Raw genomic sequence first — 19,662 nt, forward strand, 5'->3', positions numbered from 1 at the left:
CCGAAGGTGTGATAGGCGACCGGCACAGGGATCGGCACGTTGATGCCAACCATGCCGACGTTCACGCGGGCCGCAAAGTCACGCGCGGCGCGGCCGTTCTGGGTGAAGATGGCGACACCGTTGCCGTATTGGTGGTTCGACGGCAGGGCCAGCGCTTCTTCGAAGCTGGCGGCACGGACGATCTGAAGGACGGGACCGAAGATCTCTTCCTGATAGGCCGTCATTTCCGGCTTCACATGGTCGAACAGTGACGGGCCGATGAAGAAGCCCTTATCGTGACCTTGCAGGCTGAACTCGCGGCCATCGACGACCAGTTCGGCACCTTCCTCGACGCCCTTGTTGATCCAGCCGACCACGCGCTCCTTGTGCGCCTGGGTGACGACCGGACCATAGTGGGCGTCCTTGTCGGTCGAGACACCAACGCGCAGGGTCGGAATTTCCGAGACCAGACGCTCGCGCAGTTCGTCTGCGGTGCGCTGGCCGACCGGAACGACCACCGGCAGCGCCATGCAGCGTTCGCCAGCCGAACCGAAAGCTGCGCCCGTCAGATCCTTGATGACCTGATCCATGTCGGCGTCCGGCAGGACAATGCCGTGGTTCTTGGCACCACCCATGGCCTGAACGCGCTTATGGTTCTGCGCGCCCTTTTGATAGACGTAGTGGGCGATGTCCGAGGAGCCGACGAAGCTGACGGCGTGAACCAGCGGGTGCTCGAGGATGGCATCGACGGCCACCTTGTCACCGTGGATCACGTTGAGCACGCCTTCGGGGGCCCCTGCCTCCATCATCAGTTCGGCCAGACGGATCGGCAGCGACGGATCGCGTTCCGACGGCTTCAAAACAAAGGTGTTACCGACGGCGATGGCGACGCCGAACATCCACATCGGGATCATGCCGGGGAAGTTGAACGGGGTGATACCGGCCACGACGCCCAGCGGCATACGCATGGAATAGACGTCGATGCCCGGACCGGCACCAAAGGTGTACTCACCCTTCTGGGCGTGCGGGATGCCGCAGGCGAACTCGATGACTTCCAGACCGCGCTGGATGTCGCCCTTGGAGTCAGCGATGACCTTACCGTGCTCCGACGACAGCAGGGCGGCCAGCTCGTCGATATTGGCTTCGACCAGACGCTTGAACTCGAACATTACGCGGGCGCGGCGTTGCGGATTGGTGGTCGACCAAGTCTCAAACGCGTTCTGGGCGGCCTGCACAGCGCGGTCCACTTCGGACACGGTGGCCAGTTGCGCGCGGGCCTGAACCTCGCCGGTATTGGGGTCGAACACATCGCCATAACGGCCAGAGGCCCCGACAAACGATTGGCCGCTGATGAAGTGGTTGATGTCGCGCATAGCGTCTCGCCCTTCCTGATGTTTCCTGAGGTGACCGGATCGAGCCGGTTCGTTGGAGACAGTCCTATCAATCAAGCGGCGCTTGGGATAATGCAAAAACGCAATGCCGATGATGCAATTTTGCGGGATAGCCGATGTTTGACTGGGATGACGCTCGCGTTTTTGCCGAGGCTGCGCGTTCCGGCGCGCTGGGTCGTGCCAGTACCCGACTGGGCATGGATGCCGCCACCGTAGGCCGCCGCATCGCGCGGTTGGAGACGGCGCTTAAGGCCACATTGGTGGTGCGCGACCGTTCGGGCCTTCGACTGACCGCTGCGGGATCACAGTTTCTGAAGTCTATCGAGCTGGCTGAACGCGCTTTGTCAGATGGCGAACAGGCCGTGCGCCCCGATACCGTGGGCGGCACGGTGCGCATTTCAGCCTCCGAAGGGTTCGGTACAGCCATCCTCGCCCCTGCCCTGCCCGATCTGCTGCGCGAGGGACGCGGTTTGCGGATCGAGCTTGCGGCCAACTCCGGCTTTCTGTCGCCGACGAGGCGCGAGGTCGATCTGGCCATTACGCTGAGCCAGCCCGACGCCAGCCGCCTCGTGTCCGAGCCGCTGACTGACTATCAACTGGCGCTCTATGCTGCACCAAAATACATCGCTGCACATGGCGAACCGCAGTCGATTGCGGCCCTGAGCCAGCACACCATGACCGGCTATGTCGAAGACCTCATCTATGCGCCCGAGCTGAACTATCTGGACGAGATCACCACCGGACTTCACGCCCAACTGGCCTCGTCCTCGATCCGCGCCCAGCAGGAGATTATCGCGTCGGGCGGAGCTATCGGCGTCCTGCCATGCTTTATGGCAGACGGGCTGACACGCATCCTGCCCGATGTGATCCTGCAACGCCGCTTCTGGCTCAGCATCACCGCTGACCTCGCAGACACCGCCCGCATCCGCACCGTCACCCGCTGGATCCGGACGCTGTGCGAAGAACAGAACGACAGGCTCAATCCATTGTCGTGATCTTGCGGTCCCATCGCAGCAGGAGGCCCGCGTACAGCCCGTTCACCCCGATGCCGGTCACGAGAAAGAACAGACCTAGCCCACCAGCAATGTCTACGTCTGTGCCCTTCATCATCAGCGGACCAAAGATCGGAAGCACCGCAAGAAAACCTATGCCTGCGAGGACCGCGCATGTCAGAAGGGCCCATCGACGCGGCAGCGACCATGTCGGCTTCAGCGCCCCATTCCACTGCATGGGAAGACGCTTATGCGCTTTGAAACGCGCATCGCCCCAGACCACAAATGCGATCGCGGCGATCAGATAGGCGAGCGTGCATAGCCAAAAGAGCATGACCCGATAGAACCATGCTCTCCCATCGGCTTCAATGTCTGACGAGTGAAGGGCGAACCTCGGACGGATTAGCGCCTGTACCCCACCTTACCGAGCGGGATGGGCGTCGGGTTCAGCGCCACCCAGTCCACAGCCAGCTGGAACAGGATCGCCGTATCCCCGCCCTTGCGCTTGACCTGTGCAATGACGTCGCGGGCCGAGGCCTTCTTGTCCTCCGGCAAGGGCGTACCCGCTGCGAAATAGTCCAACAGGGCATCGGCCATCTTTTTGAAATCGGCATCCCAGTTGATGCCGCCATTGCTATCCAGTTCGCGGGCGATTTTGCCGCTTAGACGAATGACCTCGCCCTGTACGGTCGATGCCGCGCCACTACCCGGCACCAGCAGCGCCCATAGTTCTTCATGCGCATCGGCCCAGTTGTCTGCCTTGATGACGATGGGCGAGCGGCCATCATAGACCTGCCTACGCGGAACAGGCGGCACCCCGAACAGGTCATAGAGGCGATCCAGTCCCGCCGAGGCGTCGTCTACTGTCTCAGGGTTGAAGTCCGTACGATAGAATTCGAACCGTTCGCCAATGCGCGTGACGTGGGTCTTGGCCTCGTCCGGCACTGCGCCGTTCAGATGCGGGACCAACACTTCTGCGACTGCGGCAAGCGTGTCCAACGACGCATTGGTGCTTTCTGCCAGCGCCTTCATTAGCGGCGTCAGCCCCGCGTGGTTCGTCGTGTCGGGGTTCGCCCCACGTTCGAGCAATAGAGTGACATTACCCGCATGGCCGACGTTTGCGGCCTTGTGGAGAGGCGTATCACCCTTGTTGTACGGCAGAAGGGGGTCAGCACCGTTATCCAGCAGAACTTCAAGGCGCCCTTGAAAATGCCCTGCTCGTGAATGGAGCGGGGTCAGGCCATAGCCATCCGGAGCCCCGATATCCGCTCCGCGCTCTATCAACCAAAGCGCGACCTCGTCAGGCAGTTGATTGAAGGCCAAGGCGGTCTGCTTCGTGTAGCCGCCCCGAGCGTCTGGATGACACGCCGCGAGCGCGGCCTTCAACGCTTCGACGTCCCCCCTGCCCAACAGATCGTTAAATGCACGCGGGAGGGTCATCTTGAGCTTGGGCATACGACTCGCTTTTTACAGGACGCTACGGCAGGCACGCGGCAGTCCCATGATAACGTCCGGCGTTGACCGAGGTTTCCCTAGCGGCGCTTTACAGCCATGCCTTGATGCCCACGACGAAACGCGTTTCGGACGCGTCACTGCCGGATGCCTCGCGCCAGTCGCGGGTCTGGCCAAAAGCGCGGCTCCAGTCGACGCCGACATAGGGCGCAAACTCTTTGCGGATTTCATACCGCAGACGAAGGCCCGCCTCGATCGACGACAACCCCGATCCGATCTGGCGTTCGGGAATGTCTTGCGCCGACAGCGACACACCGATGACGGGTTGCACGATCAGCTTCTGGGTAATGCGCTGGTCGTACTCGGCTTCGAGTTCCGCCGTCACATCCCCCTTGGTGGAGACATAGACGCTGGCCGAGGTTTCCCACCAATAGGGTGCCAGCCCCTGCACCGCCAACACCAGTGACGTAGGGTCGGAGCTGTCTCGGGAATAGTCCTGACGGAGACCGGCCTGCACATCCCAGAACGGCGCGACCGCACGGCTGTAGAGCAGTTCCACGCCCGCAGCCTCGACGCCGTCGTTCAGGTCGAACTCGCCGTCGGTCTTGAGCCACAAGCGGTTGATGTCGCCTCCGGTCCAGCCCTGCACCTCCCACGCGCCGTGGTCGGGTCCGTCGCCTGCGGAATATTCCAGCTTGTCGATGAACAGTGCCGTCGTCGGCATGGCCCCGTTCTCATGGGCGATGACCGCTCGGGACTTGGCCATGTCCGCCGGATTGAAATAGAGATCCGCAGCGTGGGCGGGGCCGGAGAGCGCCGCCGCAGACGGTCCCGCTACAGGCGGGTCCACGCGTGGAGCCGACATGACGTGGCCTGCGTGAGGGTCAGCCGCTGGCGCTGGCATGGTGTGTTCCGCATGGGGATCAGCCGTCGGCGCTGGCATCGTATGCCCAGCGTGGGGATCAGCCGTCGGCGCTGGGATCGTGTGACCAGCGTGAGGATCAGCCGTCAGCGCTGGCATCGTATGCCCAGCGTGGGGGTCAGTCACCTTGGCGGGCGCTTGCTGCGGCTGGGGGTGATGGTGGGCGTGGCTGTCCTGAGCCGAGGCCATACCGGCGACCAGCAGCATGTGCGTAGCGATCAATGCGGCGCGGATCATGCGACCTCTCCGTCCAGCGGGCGCACGGTCACGACGTTGAACATGCCGCTGTGCATGTGCATGAGCAGGTGACAGTGGAAGGCCCAGTCCCCCGGCGCATCGGCGGTCAGGTCAAAGCTAGCGGTACCGCCCGGCATGACGCTGACGGTGTGTTTCAACGGCTGATGGCCTTGCGGTGCGCCGTTCACCAGTTCGAAGAAATGGCCGTGCAGGTGGATGGGGTGGACCATCATGGTGTCGTTCACCAGCTTGACCCGCACGCGCTCGTCTCGCTCGAACCGGATCGGCTCGACCAGTTCGCTGAATTTACGCCCGTCGAAGCCCCACATGAACCGTTCCATATTTCCGGTCAGGTGGATTTCCAGCGTCCGCGCGGGCGGCCTTGGGTCCTTGTTCGGGCGCAAGGACACGAGGTCGGTATAGAGCAGCACGCGGTGATCCACGTCCTCCAGCCCCAGTGGGCGGTCGCCGATGCGGTCCACCGGATTGGGCGAGATCATATCGACGCCGACACCCACCGCCATACCGTCGGGCGCATTGGCCGGATCGCGCATGGCCCCTGCGGAATGGTCCATGGGTGGTGTCGCTGGCCCCATGTCGTGGCCCATGGCGGCGTGACCCATGCCGGAATGGTCCATGCCGCCCATGCCCATATCGCGCATGGTCAGGGTCGGCACTTTGCGAAGGGGCGTTACCTCTGCGGTCATACCAATACGCGGGGCCAGCGTGGCGCGGGCCATACCCGAACGATCCATCGCCTCGGCCACCACCGTATAGGCACGGTCACCTGACGGGCGGACGATGACGTCATAGGTTTCGGCCACCGAAATCTGGAACTCGTCCACCTCGACGGGGCGGACGTTCTCGCCATCGGCCTGAACCAGCGTCATCGCCAGACCGGGGATGCGGACGTTGAAGATCGACATGGCCGAGGCGTTGATGATGCGCAGCCGCACCCGCTCGCCCGCTTGGAAAAGTCCGGTCCAGTTCTCGTCCGGCCCGTGGCCGTTCACCAGATAGGTATAGGTCGTGCCGTTGACGTCGAGGATGTCGCGCGGGTCCATCCGCATCGCGCCCCACATCCGGCGCTCCGATGCCGACATACCGTCCTCGCCCGAGATCAGGCCCGCCAGCGTCGTCTTTTGCTGATTGAAATAGCCGGGGCTCTTCTTCAGCTTTTGCAGGATTTCGTGCGGATGCAGGAAGCTCCAGTCCGACAGGACCAGCACGTGCTCGCGGTCATACCCGACCGGATCGACGCCCGCCGGATCAATCACAATCGGCCCGAACATGCCCATGGCTTCCTGCATGTTCGAGTGGCTGTGGTACCAATAGGTGCCCGACTGGATCACCGGAAACTCGTACACAAACGTTTCGTTCGGGCGGATGCCGGGGAAGCTGATGCCCGGCACGCCGTCCATCTGGAACGGCAGCAACAGTCCGTGCCAGTGGATCGAGGTATCTTCGTCCAGCGTATTGGTAACCGAAATCCGCGCCCTTTGCCCTTCACGCAGACGGATCAGCGGCGCGGGCATGGTGCCGTTGATCGTCACCGCATGGCCCGTGCGACCACCGACATTCACGCCCGCATGGCCGACCGTCAGCTTGATGTCATCGCCGCCTAGCGTCGGCATCTGCGGCACGGTGCCAGCCGTCCCGCTCTGTGCCCACGCTGGAAACGCCGACGACGCAGCTACCAGCCCCGCTCCTGCGGTCATGCCTTGCAGCAGGCGTCGGCGATCAAAGGGACGAGAACTCATCGGGTACAATCCAGACGCGAGCGTGGGACGGTGAACTCGCCTTGCGTTCCTAGCGGGATATCGGGGTCATCCGTCAAGCGGGACATAGTGCAAAACGGGCACCGGATCGCTCCGGTGCCCGAAATCACACGTCGCGTCAGACCCTATGTCGCAGGCCTAGATCGGTGCGCCCGGTGGCACGGCCTGATCCACCTTCAACACTGACCACCCCGCCACTTCACCCGTCAGAATATCTGCCAGATAACGGGCATGTGCTGTTTCAAGCCTATCCCCGCGCGTGCGCTTCAACGCCTCGCCAAAGGCCTTGCCCGCATCCAGCACAGCAGCCTTGGCGGTCGGGGTCAGGGCGTGACCGTCCGACAGCTTGGCCAGATAGGACGCATAGCGACTGCGCACGACGCGGCGCAGTTCGGCCTGACGCGGGCTGAGCGAGGCACTGCCTGCCAGTTCGGATTGCAGTCGGTCCAGCATTTCGGTCAGCGACAGCTGCGACGGATCACGACGGTTCTGCTCGACCAACTGGTTCAGACGTTCAGGAGCCAACAGGGTTTCAAACACCGTCTCGGCCACGGCGCTTGCGGCATTGGTCGGATCGAACGCGCCGCCGACGCGGCCCTCGAACAGCTCGATACCGAACTGGCGGTCGCCCGAACCCGACTGGGCCGATGACAGCAGGTCGAGCAGGTCGTCGCGCAGATCGAGTTGGGCCGGAGCCAGCACGCCCATCAGCGAGGAGAGCGCCGCACGCTGGACATCCGCAGGTACGGATTTGGCGCTCTCGAAACCGTCGCCCTTGACCGCATAGCTGTAATCCAGCCCTGCAATCTGTCGGGCCACCGCCGTCGTCTGATAGCGGTGGTAAAGATAGATCGGGACGATCACGCGGCGAAGGTCCGCAGCGGGCGCACCGTCAGGCAGGTTGTTCAAACCGAACCGCGACAGGGCGATGCGGCGCACCTCCATCACATTGGCCAGTTCCGCCACAGGGTCTTCGCCATTGTCCCACATGGCCCCATAGGGTTGCAGCGAACCCAGCGGGCGGGTGTCGCTGTCATTGACGAAGCGATAGCCCTTGGCCTGCGCCTCGGCGGCCAGCGCAGCGCGGCGGGCAACGGGATCAACGCCTGCGCGGTCGCCGTAGAGCCAGTTGACCGTATAGTCGTCCCACGCGCCAACGCCCATCGAATAGGCATTGGAGACGTCCAGTTCGCCATTACGGGCAATCACCCACGGCGCGGGGTAGTCCAGCACCGAGGCGCGGCCTTCATATCGCGAGGCGGCAAAGTTGTGCGACAGGCCCAACGCATGACCGATCTCGTGCGCCGACAGGTGACGCAGGCGGTGATAGGCCAGTTGGTCCGGATCATCGAAACGGCCCGTGCCGGACTTGTCCGCACCCAGCAGGCCTTCAAAGATCATCTTGTCCTGACGGTCGCGCAGCGAGCCTAGCTGCACCACGCCGCGCACGATCTCGCCCGTGCGGGGATCGTTGACACTCGTGCCGGTGGACCAGCCGCGGGTCTCGCGGTGAACCCAGGCGATGATGTTGTAGCGGGCATCCATCGGATGCGCCCCTTCGGGCAGGACCTCGACACGGAAGGCATCGATATAGCCTGCCTTGTCGAAGGCCGATTTCCACCAGTTGCCGCCCTCGATCAGAGCCTCGCGGATCGGCACCGGGGCGGCGCGGTCTACATAGAAGACGATGGGCTTTTTGACGGTCGAGCGTTCCGCCGTCGGATCGGTCTTTTCCAGACGGAAGCGACGGGCCAGTCGGCGCACCACCGGCTCTTCCAGATCGGCAGCAAAGTCTACTAACAGGGTCTGGGCGGATGTCCCCGAGCGCGGGTCGTGCGGCACCGTTTCAAAGCCGTCGTCAGGGAGGCGGATGAAGCTGTGACGGATCGCCAACGACAGCGAGCGGCCATCGGGCGCTACGCGATTGATCGAATTGGCCGGCTCGTCAGAGGTGAAGGTCTGGACCGTCTGGAACTCGATGTTGTCGGGGAAGACCAGCGTCTCGCCCGCTTCGAGATAGGACAGGTTCGGGGCCAGCTTATAGCTGCCCTGACGGGTGTTCTTCAGGCGTGCAGCGGCATTGACGGCATCGCGTTCAAGAAAGCCCGAGAGGTCCACACTGATGCTGCCATCGGCGTGGCGCTCGGCCACTTCGCCTGACCAGACGATGGAGGTCGCAAAGCTGGCGGCGACGGCGTTTTGTTCGTCTGCACTGGCTCCGACCGCACGATAGGTGTGGTTCTCGAAACGGGCGAAGACGCGGTTTCCCACCACGCTGAAGGCCACCACCTGCGCCTCGCCAAGCGCCGAACGATCAAGGCCGGTGCCGTCCATGCCGATGCCCGCGGAGATGCCCGGCTGATAGAGATAGCGGCCGATGATGCCGCGCTCGTCGGGCGCTCCAAAGCGGGCCGTGACCTTGCCGCGCTGGGCATCCACCCGCACCCCGAACAGGCCGTCCTGCCACGCTGCAGGAGTCACCGCCGCAGGCACCGTCTGGGCCATTGCTGCCGGAGCAAAGGCGGTCGCCAGAACCAGAGCAGCCGCGCCGCCCATCAAAACCTTGCGCAAAACCATATTCCCCATCCTCGACAGCGCCCCCTCAGACGCCGCCCCTGACCTGTCGTCCAATAAGAAAAGGCCCGGCGCAAGGGCCGGGCCTGATCGTGACCGTTATTTAACGCACACCGATCGCCGAAGCATCCGGCCTGCGGGTATCGGCGGCCCCGTAGAAGGTGTCGCCCTCGATCATGATCGACTGGGTCGAGCCCATGGTCATGGACGGACGGGTCTGGTGTCCGCGCTGTTGCAGCAGACGCTCGACATCGGGCGAGAAGCCACCTTCCAGCTCCAGCGGTGCGCCGCCCCAGCCTTGGTTGATGCGCGGCCGCATGGCCGCCTCGGCGACGTTCAGCTTGTGGTCGATGACGTTGGAGACCAGTTGAACCATGGTGGCGATGATATAGCCGCCACCCGGCGTTCCGGTGACCAGCCACGGCTTGTCATCCTTGAACACGATCATCGGCGTGATGGTCGAGCCCAGACGCTTGCCCGGTGCCGGAGAGTTCGGCATCCCTTCGGTGCCCCATGAGAAGTTGTCGACGTGGTTGTTCAGCAAGATGCCCGTCCCCACCGGAGCGACGTGCGCGCCGTAGGAGTTGGACAGGGTATAGGTGACCGATGCGGCGTTACCGAACTTGTCCGCCACCGAATAGTGGGTCGTGTCCTGGCTCTCGTACGGATACGGGTTGCCGTCCGGCAGGTTCGAGCCGTCCAGCGTCGTCTCCAGAGACACCAACTTCACGCGCTCTTCGGCAAAGCCCTTACTGGCCAGACCATTGGCAGGGGTCGCCCATTGCGGATCGCCACCGACCAGACGGCGGTCGTGATTGACCACCTTCATGACCTCGGAAATCAGGTGCAGGCTGTCGACACTGCCCCAGCCCATCTTGGCCAGATCATAGTGCTCCAGCATGTTCAGCGCCTGAGCGACGCTGACGCCCGAGGCCGTGGGCGGCATGTAGGCGATGCGGTTGCCGCGATACGAACCCCAGATCGGCTCCGAGACGATGGCGCGATAGTTGGCCATGTCTTCCATGGTGATCAGCCCGCCACCGGCCTGAATACCGTCCACAATCTGACGGGCCAGCGCGCCCTTGTAGAACTCGTCCGCGCCACCCGCAGCGACCTTGCGCAGGCTCTCGGCCAGCAGGGGCTGACGGAAGACTTCGCCCACCTGATAGGGGGTGCCATCAGCCTTCAGATAGGCTTCGGCGGCACCCGGATCGCGGGCCAGAACGCGGGCGCGACCTGCCGTGGCATCGGCCTCGCCGTCGGTCAGGACATAGCCTTCCTCGGCCAGTTTGATCGCAGGCTGGATCAGGTCCGACCACGACATGGAGCCAAAGCGTTTGTGCGCTTCCCAGAAGCCCATGACCGTGCCCGGAACAGCGACATTGCGCATGCCCGAGGGCGTGGTGCGATCCTGTTTGCCATCCGGCCCCAGCAGGGTCTGCGACGTCAGGGCCGACGGGGCCGTGCCGTAATAGTTGATGGCGATGTCGGCGGCCGGACGATCCGGCGTTGCGGCCATATGGATGACCATATAGCCCGAGCCACCGATGTTGCCTGCGCGCGGCAGGGTCACGGCTTCGGCAAAGCCGACGGCCAGCGCGGCGTCCACCGCATTGCCGCCCTTGGCCAGAATCTCGACACCGACGCGCGTCGCCAGATCGCTTTGGCTGACCACCATACCATCACGCCCGATGACCGGATTGTGGATCTGGCCATAGTTGACGATATCGCCGCCACTGCCCGCGCCCGGATGGACCGTCGCCTGCTGGGCCAGTGCCGGAGTGCAGCCGATCAAGGCCGCAATTGAGGCCGCAGCCCAAAGATTCATACGTCGACGCAACATGCTCGCTCCCCCCAAGTCCGCAAAAATTCACGGTCAAGGTCACAATTTAAACACCTGGACGCATAGAAAGCGTCACTAATGCGCAACGGAATGACACAATTCCAAACCGCTTCAGAGCGATAGCATTCCAAAAAACCCCGATTAACAAGCGTTTTTTAGATAACGGCGTCATAGAGTGGCGTTATCTCGGCAAAATCACGCCGCTATACAGTTGCCTAGACGTCTAAGGACTGCGACAACTTGCCTGAAGCACTTTGCCTGCCCGTCCCGGTCCCAATCCGGTCCGGTTTGCAAGGGTGCCATTCGCGAGGAGGGAATGGGGACCAGCCCCGCGAATGAACTGTCATCAGAGGGGAACACTCGACTATGTCTCATCGCACCGGACGCCGGACTATGCGCACGGCAATGCTGGCTTCTACGGCCTTGCTCGGCGCTGCGTTTGCCACCACCGCTTTCGCCCAGGACGCATCGGAAGAACCGACCAGCGTTGACGAAATCGTTGTCGTTGGCTCGCAAATTCGTGGGGCCAAGGTCACGGCTGCACTGCCGGTCACCGTCATCAGCGAAGACGACATCATCGCTGCCGCTCCGGCGTCGGGCGATGACCTGTTCCGCGCGATCCCGCAAATGGGCGACGTGACCTTCAACTCGTCCTACCTTCCGGCCACCTCGAACTCGGCCCGTGGCGACACCGGTTCGGTCAACCTGCGCAGCCTCGGCATCGGCAACACGCTGGTTCTGCTGAACGGCCGCCGCGTCGTCGGTCACCCGACCTCGCAAGCCAACGAGCACCTCGTTCCGGTTCTGACCTACAACACCAACGCCATTCCGGTGTCGGGCCTGAAGCGCATGGAAGTGCTGCGTGACGGTGCCGCCGCTATCTACGGCGCGGACGCCGTGGCCGGTGTGGTCAACACCGTTCTGCGCGACGACATGACCGACTGGACCGTCTCGGCTCAGTACGGCGGTGCCGAGGGTACCGGCATGCGCGAACTGAACTTCTCGCTGTACGGCGGCACGGACATTCAGGAAGGCCGCGGCAACGTCTCGCTGTTCTTCAACTACGATCACCGCGACGAGCTGAAGACCACCGACCAGGACTACACCGCGTCGAACGACCTGCGCGGTCTGTTCGCTGGCACCGGCTTCGAAAACAGCTCGGGCCTGAACGGTACGTCGAACCTGTCGCCGTGGGGCCGCTTCACCGTTCGTGGCACCGGCACTGTCGGTGGCCGCAACTACAGCGCCTTCACAGTGGTTCCGTCGACGACCGCAGGCTGCCTGACCCAACTGGCTGACGGTATCTGCCTGCGTAATACCGCCACCCTGCCGGGCGAGCTGAACGCCGACACTCCGGCCATGGGCCTGACGGTTATGCCGGAAGTCGACCGCTTCAACCTGTTCGTGACCGGGCGCTACCAGATCAACGATGCCGTCGAGGCCTTCGGCGAACTGGGCGGTTACCGCGCCAAGTCGCAAGCCTATCAGGAGCCGATCGGCACCGCTTCGGGCGTCAGCTTCATCATCCCGGGCAGCAACTACTACAACCCGTTCACCAACGATCCGCAGATCACCCTGACCGGCTACCGCTTCTCGGACATGGGCCCGATCAGCGTAGCTGTGACCAACACGCAGTTCCGCATCCTCGGTGGTCTGCGCGGCGAGTGGAACGGCTGGAACTGGGAATCGGCCCTGATGTGGTCGGAAGCTTCGGCCAAGGACGTGTCGGACAATATCTCGGCGACCAAGCTGCAGGAATGGTCGGCCAAGAATACTCCGGACGCCTATAACTTCTTCAACGGTGGCACGCTGGGCAACGTCCGCGTCGGCGACGGCACCCCGTCGAACCAGGCCGCTCTTGATGCCATCCGCGTCGACATGGTGCGTCGTACCAAGACCGAACTGGGCCTGTGGGACTTCAAGATCTCGCGTCCGGACATCTATCAGCTGCCGGCCGGTCCGGTCGGTATCGCTGCCGGTATCGAGCTGCGCACCGAATCCCAGCTTGACGACCGCGATGACCGCATCGACGGCACCATCCGCTACACCAACCTTGCCGGTGTCGTTTCGTCCGACCTGATCAACCAGTCGGAAAACCCGGACACCTACGGCGAGCGTGACGTCTTCTCGGCCTACCTCGAGGTCGCTGCTCCGCTGGTTTCGCCGGACATGGGCGTGCCGCTGGTGCACAACCTCGAAGTTCAGGTCGCTGGCCGCTTTGAAGAGTATTCGGACTTCGGTTCGGTCGCCAAACCCAAGTTCGCAGCGGCGTGGGACGTCGTCGACGGCTTCCGCATCCGCGGTTCGTGGGCCCAGGGCTTCCGCGCTCCGAACCTGGAACAGATCAACGCAACCCTGATCACCCGTTCGAACTCCTCGAACGACTACATCTATTGCGAAGCCCTGATCCGTCGCGGCGCACTGAGCAACATGAACCAGTGCGGTGCCAGCGCTCCGGTCCCGACCGGTTTTGTTGACTACGCCAGCTTCAACCAGAACCACGTCCGCAAGCTGACGGCAGAGCGCCGCTCGGGTAACCCGGACCTGGAGCCGGAAGAGTCGGAAACCCTGTCGATCGGTCTGGTCATCCAGCCGCGCTTCATTCCGGCCGAAATGGGCGACTTCACCATCACCGCTGACTGGTGGCAGGTCGAGCAAACCGGCATGGTCGGTCTGTTCCGCGGCCAGAATGCCCTGATCCTCGACTACCTGCTGCGCAAGAACGGTTCGTCGAACCCGAACGTGGTTCGTGCCGACGTGACCGCAGCCGATCAGGCGATCTTCGCCGGCACCGGTCTCGAGGCTGCCGGTGAAGTGCTCTACATCACCGACGCCTATACCAACCAGCAGCCGCAAACGGTTGAGGGTCTGGACCTGGGTGTGATGTGGAAGCTGCGCACCGACCGCTTCGGTGACTTCAGCGCCAACCTGAACGTCTCGCACCTGATCAAATACTACCTCGACATGTCGCCGGGCACGCAAATGCTGGCCGACGGCAAGGCTTCGGGCGAGATCGCTCCGTCTATCGCCATCTCGGGTTCGATGGGCGACATGATCGCCGACTTCGGTCGTCCGGAGTGGAAGTGGTCGCTGTCGACCACGTGGCGCAAGGATGCGTGGACCGTGGGTGCCTTCACCCAGTACATCTCGGACCTGTATGACGACAGCCTGACCAACTCGGCTGGCGACTACTGGACCGTAGACTCCACCATCACCGCCAACCTGTACACCGAGTACGCCTTCGGCGAGTCGGAACTGGGCGGTGCCCTCTCGAACTCTTCGGTTCGCGTTGGCGTCCGCAACATCACTGACGAAGCTCCGCCGCTGGCCAGCGGTGGTTATGTCGGCACCGTGTATCAGCCTTACGGCCGCTACTGGTACGCCAGCTTCCGCAAGACCTTCTAAGCGGTCTTGAGACGATCCGGGCGGGGAGCGATCATCGCTTCCCGCCCTTTCTCTTTCGAGTATCCCTTTTCAGAGTTATGGAGCCGATTATGAGCCACGCCACGCGTCGCCAGACCTCGCTCAAGGCCATTGCCGTTGCCGCCCTCGGCATGGCCTCGATTGCCCTTGGAACTTCTGCTGTAGCCGGCCCTCTGTCGCCGGAAGCCCACGCCAGCATCCTCGCCTCCGTCGAAGGCAACACCGCCGCTATCGACGAAACCGCCCTGCAAATCTGGCAGTTCGCGGAGCTGGGCTATCAAGAGCACCAAAGCTCGGCCCTGCTGGCCCAGCGTCTGCGCGACGCAGGCTTCGCGGTCGAAACCGGCATTGCCAACGAGCCGACCTCCTTCCTGGCCACCTTCAAGAACGGCGAGGGTCCGGTAATTGCGGTGCTGGCCGAATATGACGCCCTGCCCGGCCTGTCGCAGACCCACAATCCGGTTCAGGAAAGCGCCGGTGGCAATGCGGGCCATGGCTGCGGTCACAACCTGTTCGGCACGGCTTCGGTCTATTCCGCCATCGCCGTGAAGGAATGGATGGTCGCCAACAACATCAAGGGCGAGCTGCGTGTCTATGGCACGCCCGCCGAAGAAGGCGGCTCGGGCAAGGTCTATATGGTCCGTGACGGCCTGTTCGACGACGTGGACGTCAGCGTCCACTGGCACCCCGGCAATGTGAACTCGGCCAGCCAGGGTAACTCCATGGCCAATGTCTCGGGCAAGTTCCGCTTCTATGGCACGGCGGCCCACGCGGCTGCGGCTCCGGACAAGGGCCGCTCGGCTCTGGACGGCATCGAGGCAATGAACGCCATGGTCAACCTCATGCGCGAGCATGTGCCGGACCGCACCCGCATCCACTATGCGATCACTGACGGCGGCAAGGCTCCTAACGTGGTTCCTGCCTATGCCGAGGCTTATTACTACGTGCGCCACAACAATCCGGAGATCGTCCGTGACGTTCTGGAGCGCGTGAAGAAAGCCGCGGAGGGCGCTGCGATCGGCACGGGCACCCGCGTCGAGTTCGAAGCCATCGGCGGCGTCTACTCCATGCTGCACAACGAGACGTTGATGCACGTCATGGACCGCAACCTGCGCAGCGTCGGCGGTATTGAATGGACCGCCGAGGAAACTGCCCTGGCCCGCGAAATCCAGAAAACCCTGACCACCCAGGAAGACTTGACCAGCGTCTCGCGCATTCAGGAAGCATCGACGGGCGGCGACTTCGGCGGCTCGACGGACGTGTCCGATGTGTCGTGGGTCACGCCAACGGTCGGTCTGTCGACCGCCACCTTCGTGCCGGGCTCGGCGGGTCATAGCTGGCAAAATGTTGTGGCGGCAGGCTCGACCATCGGCCTCAAGGGCGCGCGCCTGGCGACCAAGACGCTGGCGCTCACGACCGCAGAACTGTTCCAGTCTCCGGACGTCATTGCCGAGGCAACGGCCGAATTCGAACGCCGTCGTGGACCGAACTTCGAGTACCGTGCCCTCCTGGGTGATCGGGCTCCGGCGCTAAACTATCGCGACTGATAGATCGGCCTGACGGCAAAAAGAAGGGGCGGCACCTACTGCAGGTGCCGCCCCTTTTCATTTGTCGCCTGCCAGACCTTAAGCGGTCGGGCGGGGTTCTGGATCCGAGACCGGAACGCCCGTCAGATCGGCGATCTCGGCGGCCACTTCCTCTTCAGGTGTCAGCGGCACCGACGACGACGGACCGGCAATCGGCTCACCCACGTCCTCGCGGTTCGGCGGGGTGCCGTCCTTGAGCAGTCGGTTAATCTCTTCGCCCGACAAGGTCTCGTACTCGAGCAGAGCCTGAGCCAGAGCCTCGTGGTCGGCCGCCTTGGTCGTCAGGATGTTGCGTGCTTCATCCCAGCCCGAGTTGACCAGACGACGCACTTCCTCGTCGATGATCTGGGCGGTCTGCTCCGAGATGTTCTGGGTGCGCGACACCGAGTGACCGAGGAAGACTTCTTCCTGGTTCTCGCCATAAGCCACCGTGCCCAGCTTGTCCGAGAAGCCCCAGCGGGTGACCATGGCGCGAGCCAGCTTGGTCGCCTGCTCGATATCCGAAGACGCGCCAGACGTGATGCTGTCCTTGCCGAAGATCAGCTCCTCGGCAACGCGACCACCGGCCAGAATGGCGATCCGGTCGATCATCTGCTGGTACTTCATCGAGTAGCGGTCGCCTTCCGGCAACTGCATCACCATGCCCAGCGCGCGACCGCGCGGGACGATGGTCGCCTTGTGCACCGGATCGGTCATCTTGACGTTGAGGGCGACGATGGCGTGACCGGCTTCGTGATAGGCCGTCAGGCGCTTCTCTTCCTCGTTCATGGCCATGGACTTGCGCTCGGAGCCCATCATGACCTTGTCTTTTGCGTCCTCGAAGTCGCGGTGGGTGACCATCTTGCGGTCCTTGCGGGCCGCGGTCAAAGCCGCTTCGTTGACGAGGTTGGCAAGGTCGGCACCCGAGAAGCCCGGCGTACCGCGCGCAATCGTCTTGACGTTCACGTCGGCGGCCAGCGGCACGTCCTTCATGTGGACGCGCAGGATGTGTTCACGACCCGACACGTCGGGGTTCGGCACAGTGACTTGACGGTCGAAACGACCGGGACGCAGCAGGGCCGGATCCAGAACGTCCGGACGGTTGGTCGCGGCGATCAGGATGATGTTTTCCGAGGCTTCAAAGCCGTCCATTTCAACCAGCAACTGGTTGAGGGTCTGTTCGCGCTCGTCGTTACCACCGCCAAGGCCTGCGCCACGGTGACGGCCCACGGCGTCGATTTCGTCGATGAAGATGATGCAAGGGGCATTCTTCTTGGCCTGTTCGAACATGTCGCGGACGCGCGAGGCACCCACACCCACGAACATTTCCACGAAGTCCGAACCCGAAATAGAGAAGAAGGGCACACCCGCTTCACCGGCCACCGCGCGGGCCAGCAGGGTCTTACCGGTACCCGGAGGGCCCACCAGCAGAGCGCCCTTGGGGATCTTGCCGCCCAGACGCTGGAACTTCGACGGGTCCTTCAGGAAGTCCACGACCTCTTGGAGTTCTTCCTTGGCTTCATCGACACCTGCAACGTCGGCAAAGGTTTTGCGACCCTTGTGTTCGGTCAGCAGCTTGGCCTTGGACTTGCCAAAGCCCATCGCGCCCTTCGAGCCACCCTGCATGCGGTTCATGATGAACAGCCAGAAGCCGATGATCAGGATGACCGGCAGCATCAGGCCCAGCAGGCCCGACCACCACGGTTGCTTGGTCGTCTTGACGTCCACAGCGATACCCGCCGCGTTCATCTTCTCGACCAGATTTTCGTTCGGTACAGGAACGGTCGTCGTGAATTTGGTATCGTTCTTGTAGACGCCGTTTACGGCATCGCCCCGCACGGTGACCGACTTGATCTCCTGCCCGTTGATGGCGGTGACCAGTTGGGAATAGTTGATCTCGGCCGGACGTCCGGCAGCAGCAGGCGAGACGGCCTTGTTGGCCAGTCCACCGCCAGTGGTCATGGTGGTGTAGGCCACAGCCATGAGCAGTAGGATGCCGGCGCCGATGGCAATATTTCGCAGGTTCATGCGGTCCTCGGTTTCCCGACACAGCCACAGAGCTGCACCGGACAGAAGTCATTCAAGATGAAAATAGGGCAGTCGGACCGGTTTCGCCATGCCACAGGTCAAACAGGTTGGCTTCCTGCGTCGTTTCGTCCGCCAGACAAAGAGCATCGGCACGATATCGTCGACCGCACAGCCCCTGAATGCGAACCTTGGATGATCGCAAAAGGTGCCGGCCGGTCAATGCATTACGCAGGATCGGAAAGCTTAGACGCGCTGCGGAAGGCAGGGCCGCCAAGCGCGACCGGTCGTGATCTGTCAGTCGCGACAGATTTCCGTGAGCCGACAATACCTGCCAACCTACTTCACGGGCCATAAGTTCAAAGCGTCCGTCCCAAATGGCGGTTTCGCCCGCACTCAGGGACAGGGGGAAAAGGCCGCTGCGACGCTGCTCACCGGCTTCGCGGAATATGCAGACACGATCGGCCTCGATTTCCACACGCGCGCCGGCCAGCACCGCAACCTGCGGCTCCCCCGCAGTGATGTGACCCATCAGGGCGGACAGGCGCTCTCCACGCGGCGGCACCGAAGTTCCTGCGGCGCATAGAAGGGCGGTCGCGAGACTGCGACCACTCCGTGCCAACGCTTCCCGAGAGAATTCGAACACGCCCTCGTCCGCTAACGGGCCCGGATCAAGAAGGATGGAAGTTTCAGCCCGCGCAGCGTCCGGCGCAGTCTCGGCCATAGCTTTTCTAGCTCGCACCCGAGCATAGCGCGGATCGTCATTGGCCGGATCATCCAGCCAGTTCAGACCCCGCTCGCGCAGCCAGTCCCGCAACCGTTCGCGCCGCTCGGACAGAAGGGGCCGCAATACGGTCACGCCCCGCCCTTGCGGCCAAACCGGAGATGGCGAGATTTCCCTGATTGTCCCCACCGGTGTCCCCGCCTCGCGCATCCAGCGGTTTTCCGCCGTGTCATCGGCGGTGTGCCCCAGCAGCAGGATCGACGCGCCTGCGTCCCGCGCAGCGTTCGCCAACAGGGCATGGCGCGCTAGACGGGCGCGCTCCTGAACAGCAGAGCCGCCCGAGGCTTCGGTCCATGACAACCCACGCCAGTCAGCGCCCATTTGCTGCGCAATCTCGCCTGCGGCTTGGGTCCAGTTTGCACTTTGGGGGTTGAGACGGTGATCCACCGTCAGGGCCATGACGCGACGACCCGAATATTGCGCCCACTCACAGGTCAGCTCGAGGAGAGCGAGACTGTCACCGCCCCCCGATAGGCCCACCGCAACCGGATGGGCCCCGGGTCCGTCCAATCGGGCCGAGAGCCGCGCAAAGACGCGTTCCCTCAGCCCGCCTAGAGCATCGTCAGGGATCAACTGCACTCCGCGCGGGTGCGGAGCTGGGTCGCGCGGGTCTTTTGCTGGGCGGTCGCCGCTTCGGCATAGCGACGGGTGAACTCCGTCAGCGCACCGCAGGCCTGGGTTTTGCGATCGGTCGCCC

General features: G+C 63.2%; 12 protein-coding genes. 3 read left to right on the top strand and 9 right to left on the bottom strand.

What is annotated here, in order from left to right; genetic code table 11:
• Nucleotides 1–1,352 (bottom strand): CoA-acylating methylmalonate-semialdehyde dehydrogenase (locus tag OB03_RS00985; RefSeq protein WP_461342913.1); only part of this gene is annotated, 1,352 nt, incomplete at its 3' end.
• Between the two features lie 134 nt (nucleotides 1,353–1,486).
• On the opposite strand from OB03_RS00985, the gene OB03_RS00990 reads away from it, so the two are divergent.
• Nucleotides 1,487–2,365, top strand: coding sequence for a LysR family transcriptional regulator (locus OB03_RS00990; protein WP_242915040.1), 879 nt, complete (start codon nucleotides 1,487–1,489; stop codon nucleotides 2,363–2,365).
• On the opposite strand, the gene OB03_RS00995 is transcribed toward OB03_RS00990, so the two are convergent.
• The 6 genes from OB03_RS00995 to ggt form a co-directional block, all read right to left on the bottom strand.
• Nucleotides 2,349–2,696, bottom strand: coding sequence for a hypothetical protein (locus OB03_RS00995; protein ID WP_461342914.1), 348 nt, complete (start codon nucleotides 2,694–2,696; stop codon nucleotides 2,349–2,351). The genes OB03_RS00990 and OB03_RS00995 overlap by 17 nt on opposite strands.
• Before the next feature lie 68 nt (nucleotides 2,697–2,764).
• The gene (locus OB03_RS01000) at nucleotides 2,765–3,817 is read right to left on the bottom strand and encodes an ankyrin repeat domain-containing protein (protein WP_461342915.1); all 1,053 of its coding nucleotides are present in this window, start codon (nucleotides 3,815–3,817) and stop codon (nucleotides 2,765–2,767) included.
• A gap of 88 nt (nucleotides 3,818–3,905) precedes the next feature.
• On the bottom strand, nucleotides 3,906–4,973 hold the full coding sequence (locus OB03_RS01005; RefSeq protein WP_461342916.1) for a copper resistance protein B: 1,068 nt from the start codon (nucleotides 4,971–4,973) through the stop codon (nucleotides 3,906–3,908).
• A complete protein-coding gene (locus OB03_RS01010) occupies nucleotides 4,970–6,733 on the bottom strand; it encodes a copper resistance system multicopper oxidase (RefSeq protein WP_461342917.1) in 1,764 nt (587 codons plus the stop codon). Before OB03_RS01010 ends, OB03_RS01005 begins: the two co-directional genes overlap by 4 nt.
• Before the next feature lie 156 nt (nucleotides 6,734–6,889).
• Nucleotides 6,890–9,328: a zinc-dependent metalloprotease gene (locus OB03_RS01015; RefSeq protein WP_461342918.1), complete on the bottom strand. Its 2,439-nt coding sequence runs from the start codon at nucleotides 9,326–9,328 to the stop codon at nucleotides 6,890–6,892.
• A 100-nt stretch (nucleotides 9,329–9,428) separates the two neighbouring features.
• Nucleotides 9,429–11,168 (bottom strand): gamma-glutamyltransferase, encoded by a 1,740-nt coding sequence (gene ggt, locus OB03_RS01020; protein WP_461342919.1) that lies wholly within the window; start codon nucleotides 11,166–11,168, stop codon nucleotides 9,429–9,431.
• Between the two features lie 366 nt (nucleotides 11,169–11,534).
• On the opposite strand from ggt, the gene OB03_RS01025 reads away from it, so the two are divergent.
• Both OB03_RS01025 and OB03_RS01030 read left to right on the top strand, forming a co-directional pair.
• Nucleotides 11,535–14,573 (top strand): TonB-dependent receptor domain-containing protein, encoded by a 3,039-nt coding sequence (locus OB03_RS01025; protein ID WP_461342920.1) that lies wholly within the window; start codon nucleotides 11,535–11,537, stop codon nucleotides 14,571–14,573.
• Nucleotides 14,574–14,662: 89 nt separating this feature from the next.
• The gene (locus tag OB03_RS01030) at nucleotides 14,663–16,138 is read left to right on the top strand and encodes an amidohydrolase (protein ID WP_461342921.1); all 1,476 of its coding nucleotides are present in this window, start codon (nucleotides 14,663–14,665) and stop codon (nucleotides 16,136–16,138) included.
• A gap of 78 nt (nucleotides 16,139–16,216) precedes the next feature.
• Here OB03_RS01030 and ftsH read toward each other — a convergent pair whose 3' ends face one another.
• On the bottom strand, nucleotides 16,217–18,184 hold the full coding sequence (gene ftsH / locus OB03_RS01035) for an ATP-dependent zinc metalloprotease FtsH (RefSeq protein WP_242915021.1): 1,968 nt from the start codon (nucleotides 18,182–18,184) through the stop codon (nucleotides 16,217–16,219).
• A 52-nt stretch (nucleotides 18,185–18,236) separates the two neighbouring features.
• Nucleotides 18,237–19,538, bottom strand: a complete 1,302-nt coding sequence (gene tilS, locus OB03_RS01040) for a tRNA lysidine(34) synthetase TilS (protein ID WP_461342922.1) — start codon at nucleotides 19,536–19,538, stop codon at nucleotides 18,237–18,239.
• Between the last annotated feature and the right edge of the window lie 124 nt (nucleotides 19,539–19,662).

It is taken from the genome of Brevundimonas sp. GN22 (genome assembly GCF_054824005.1).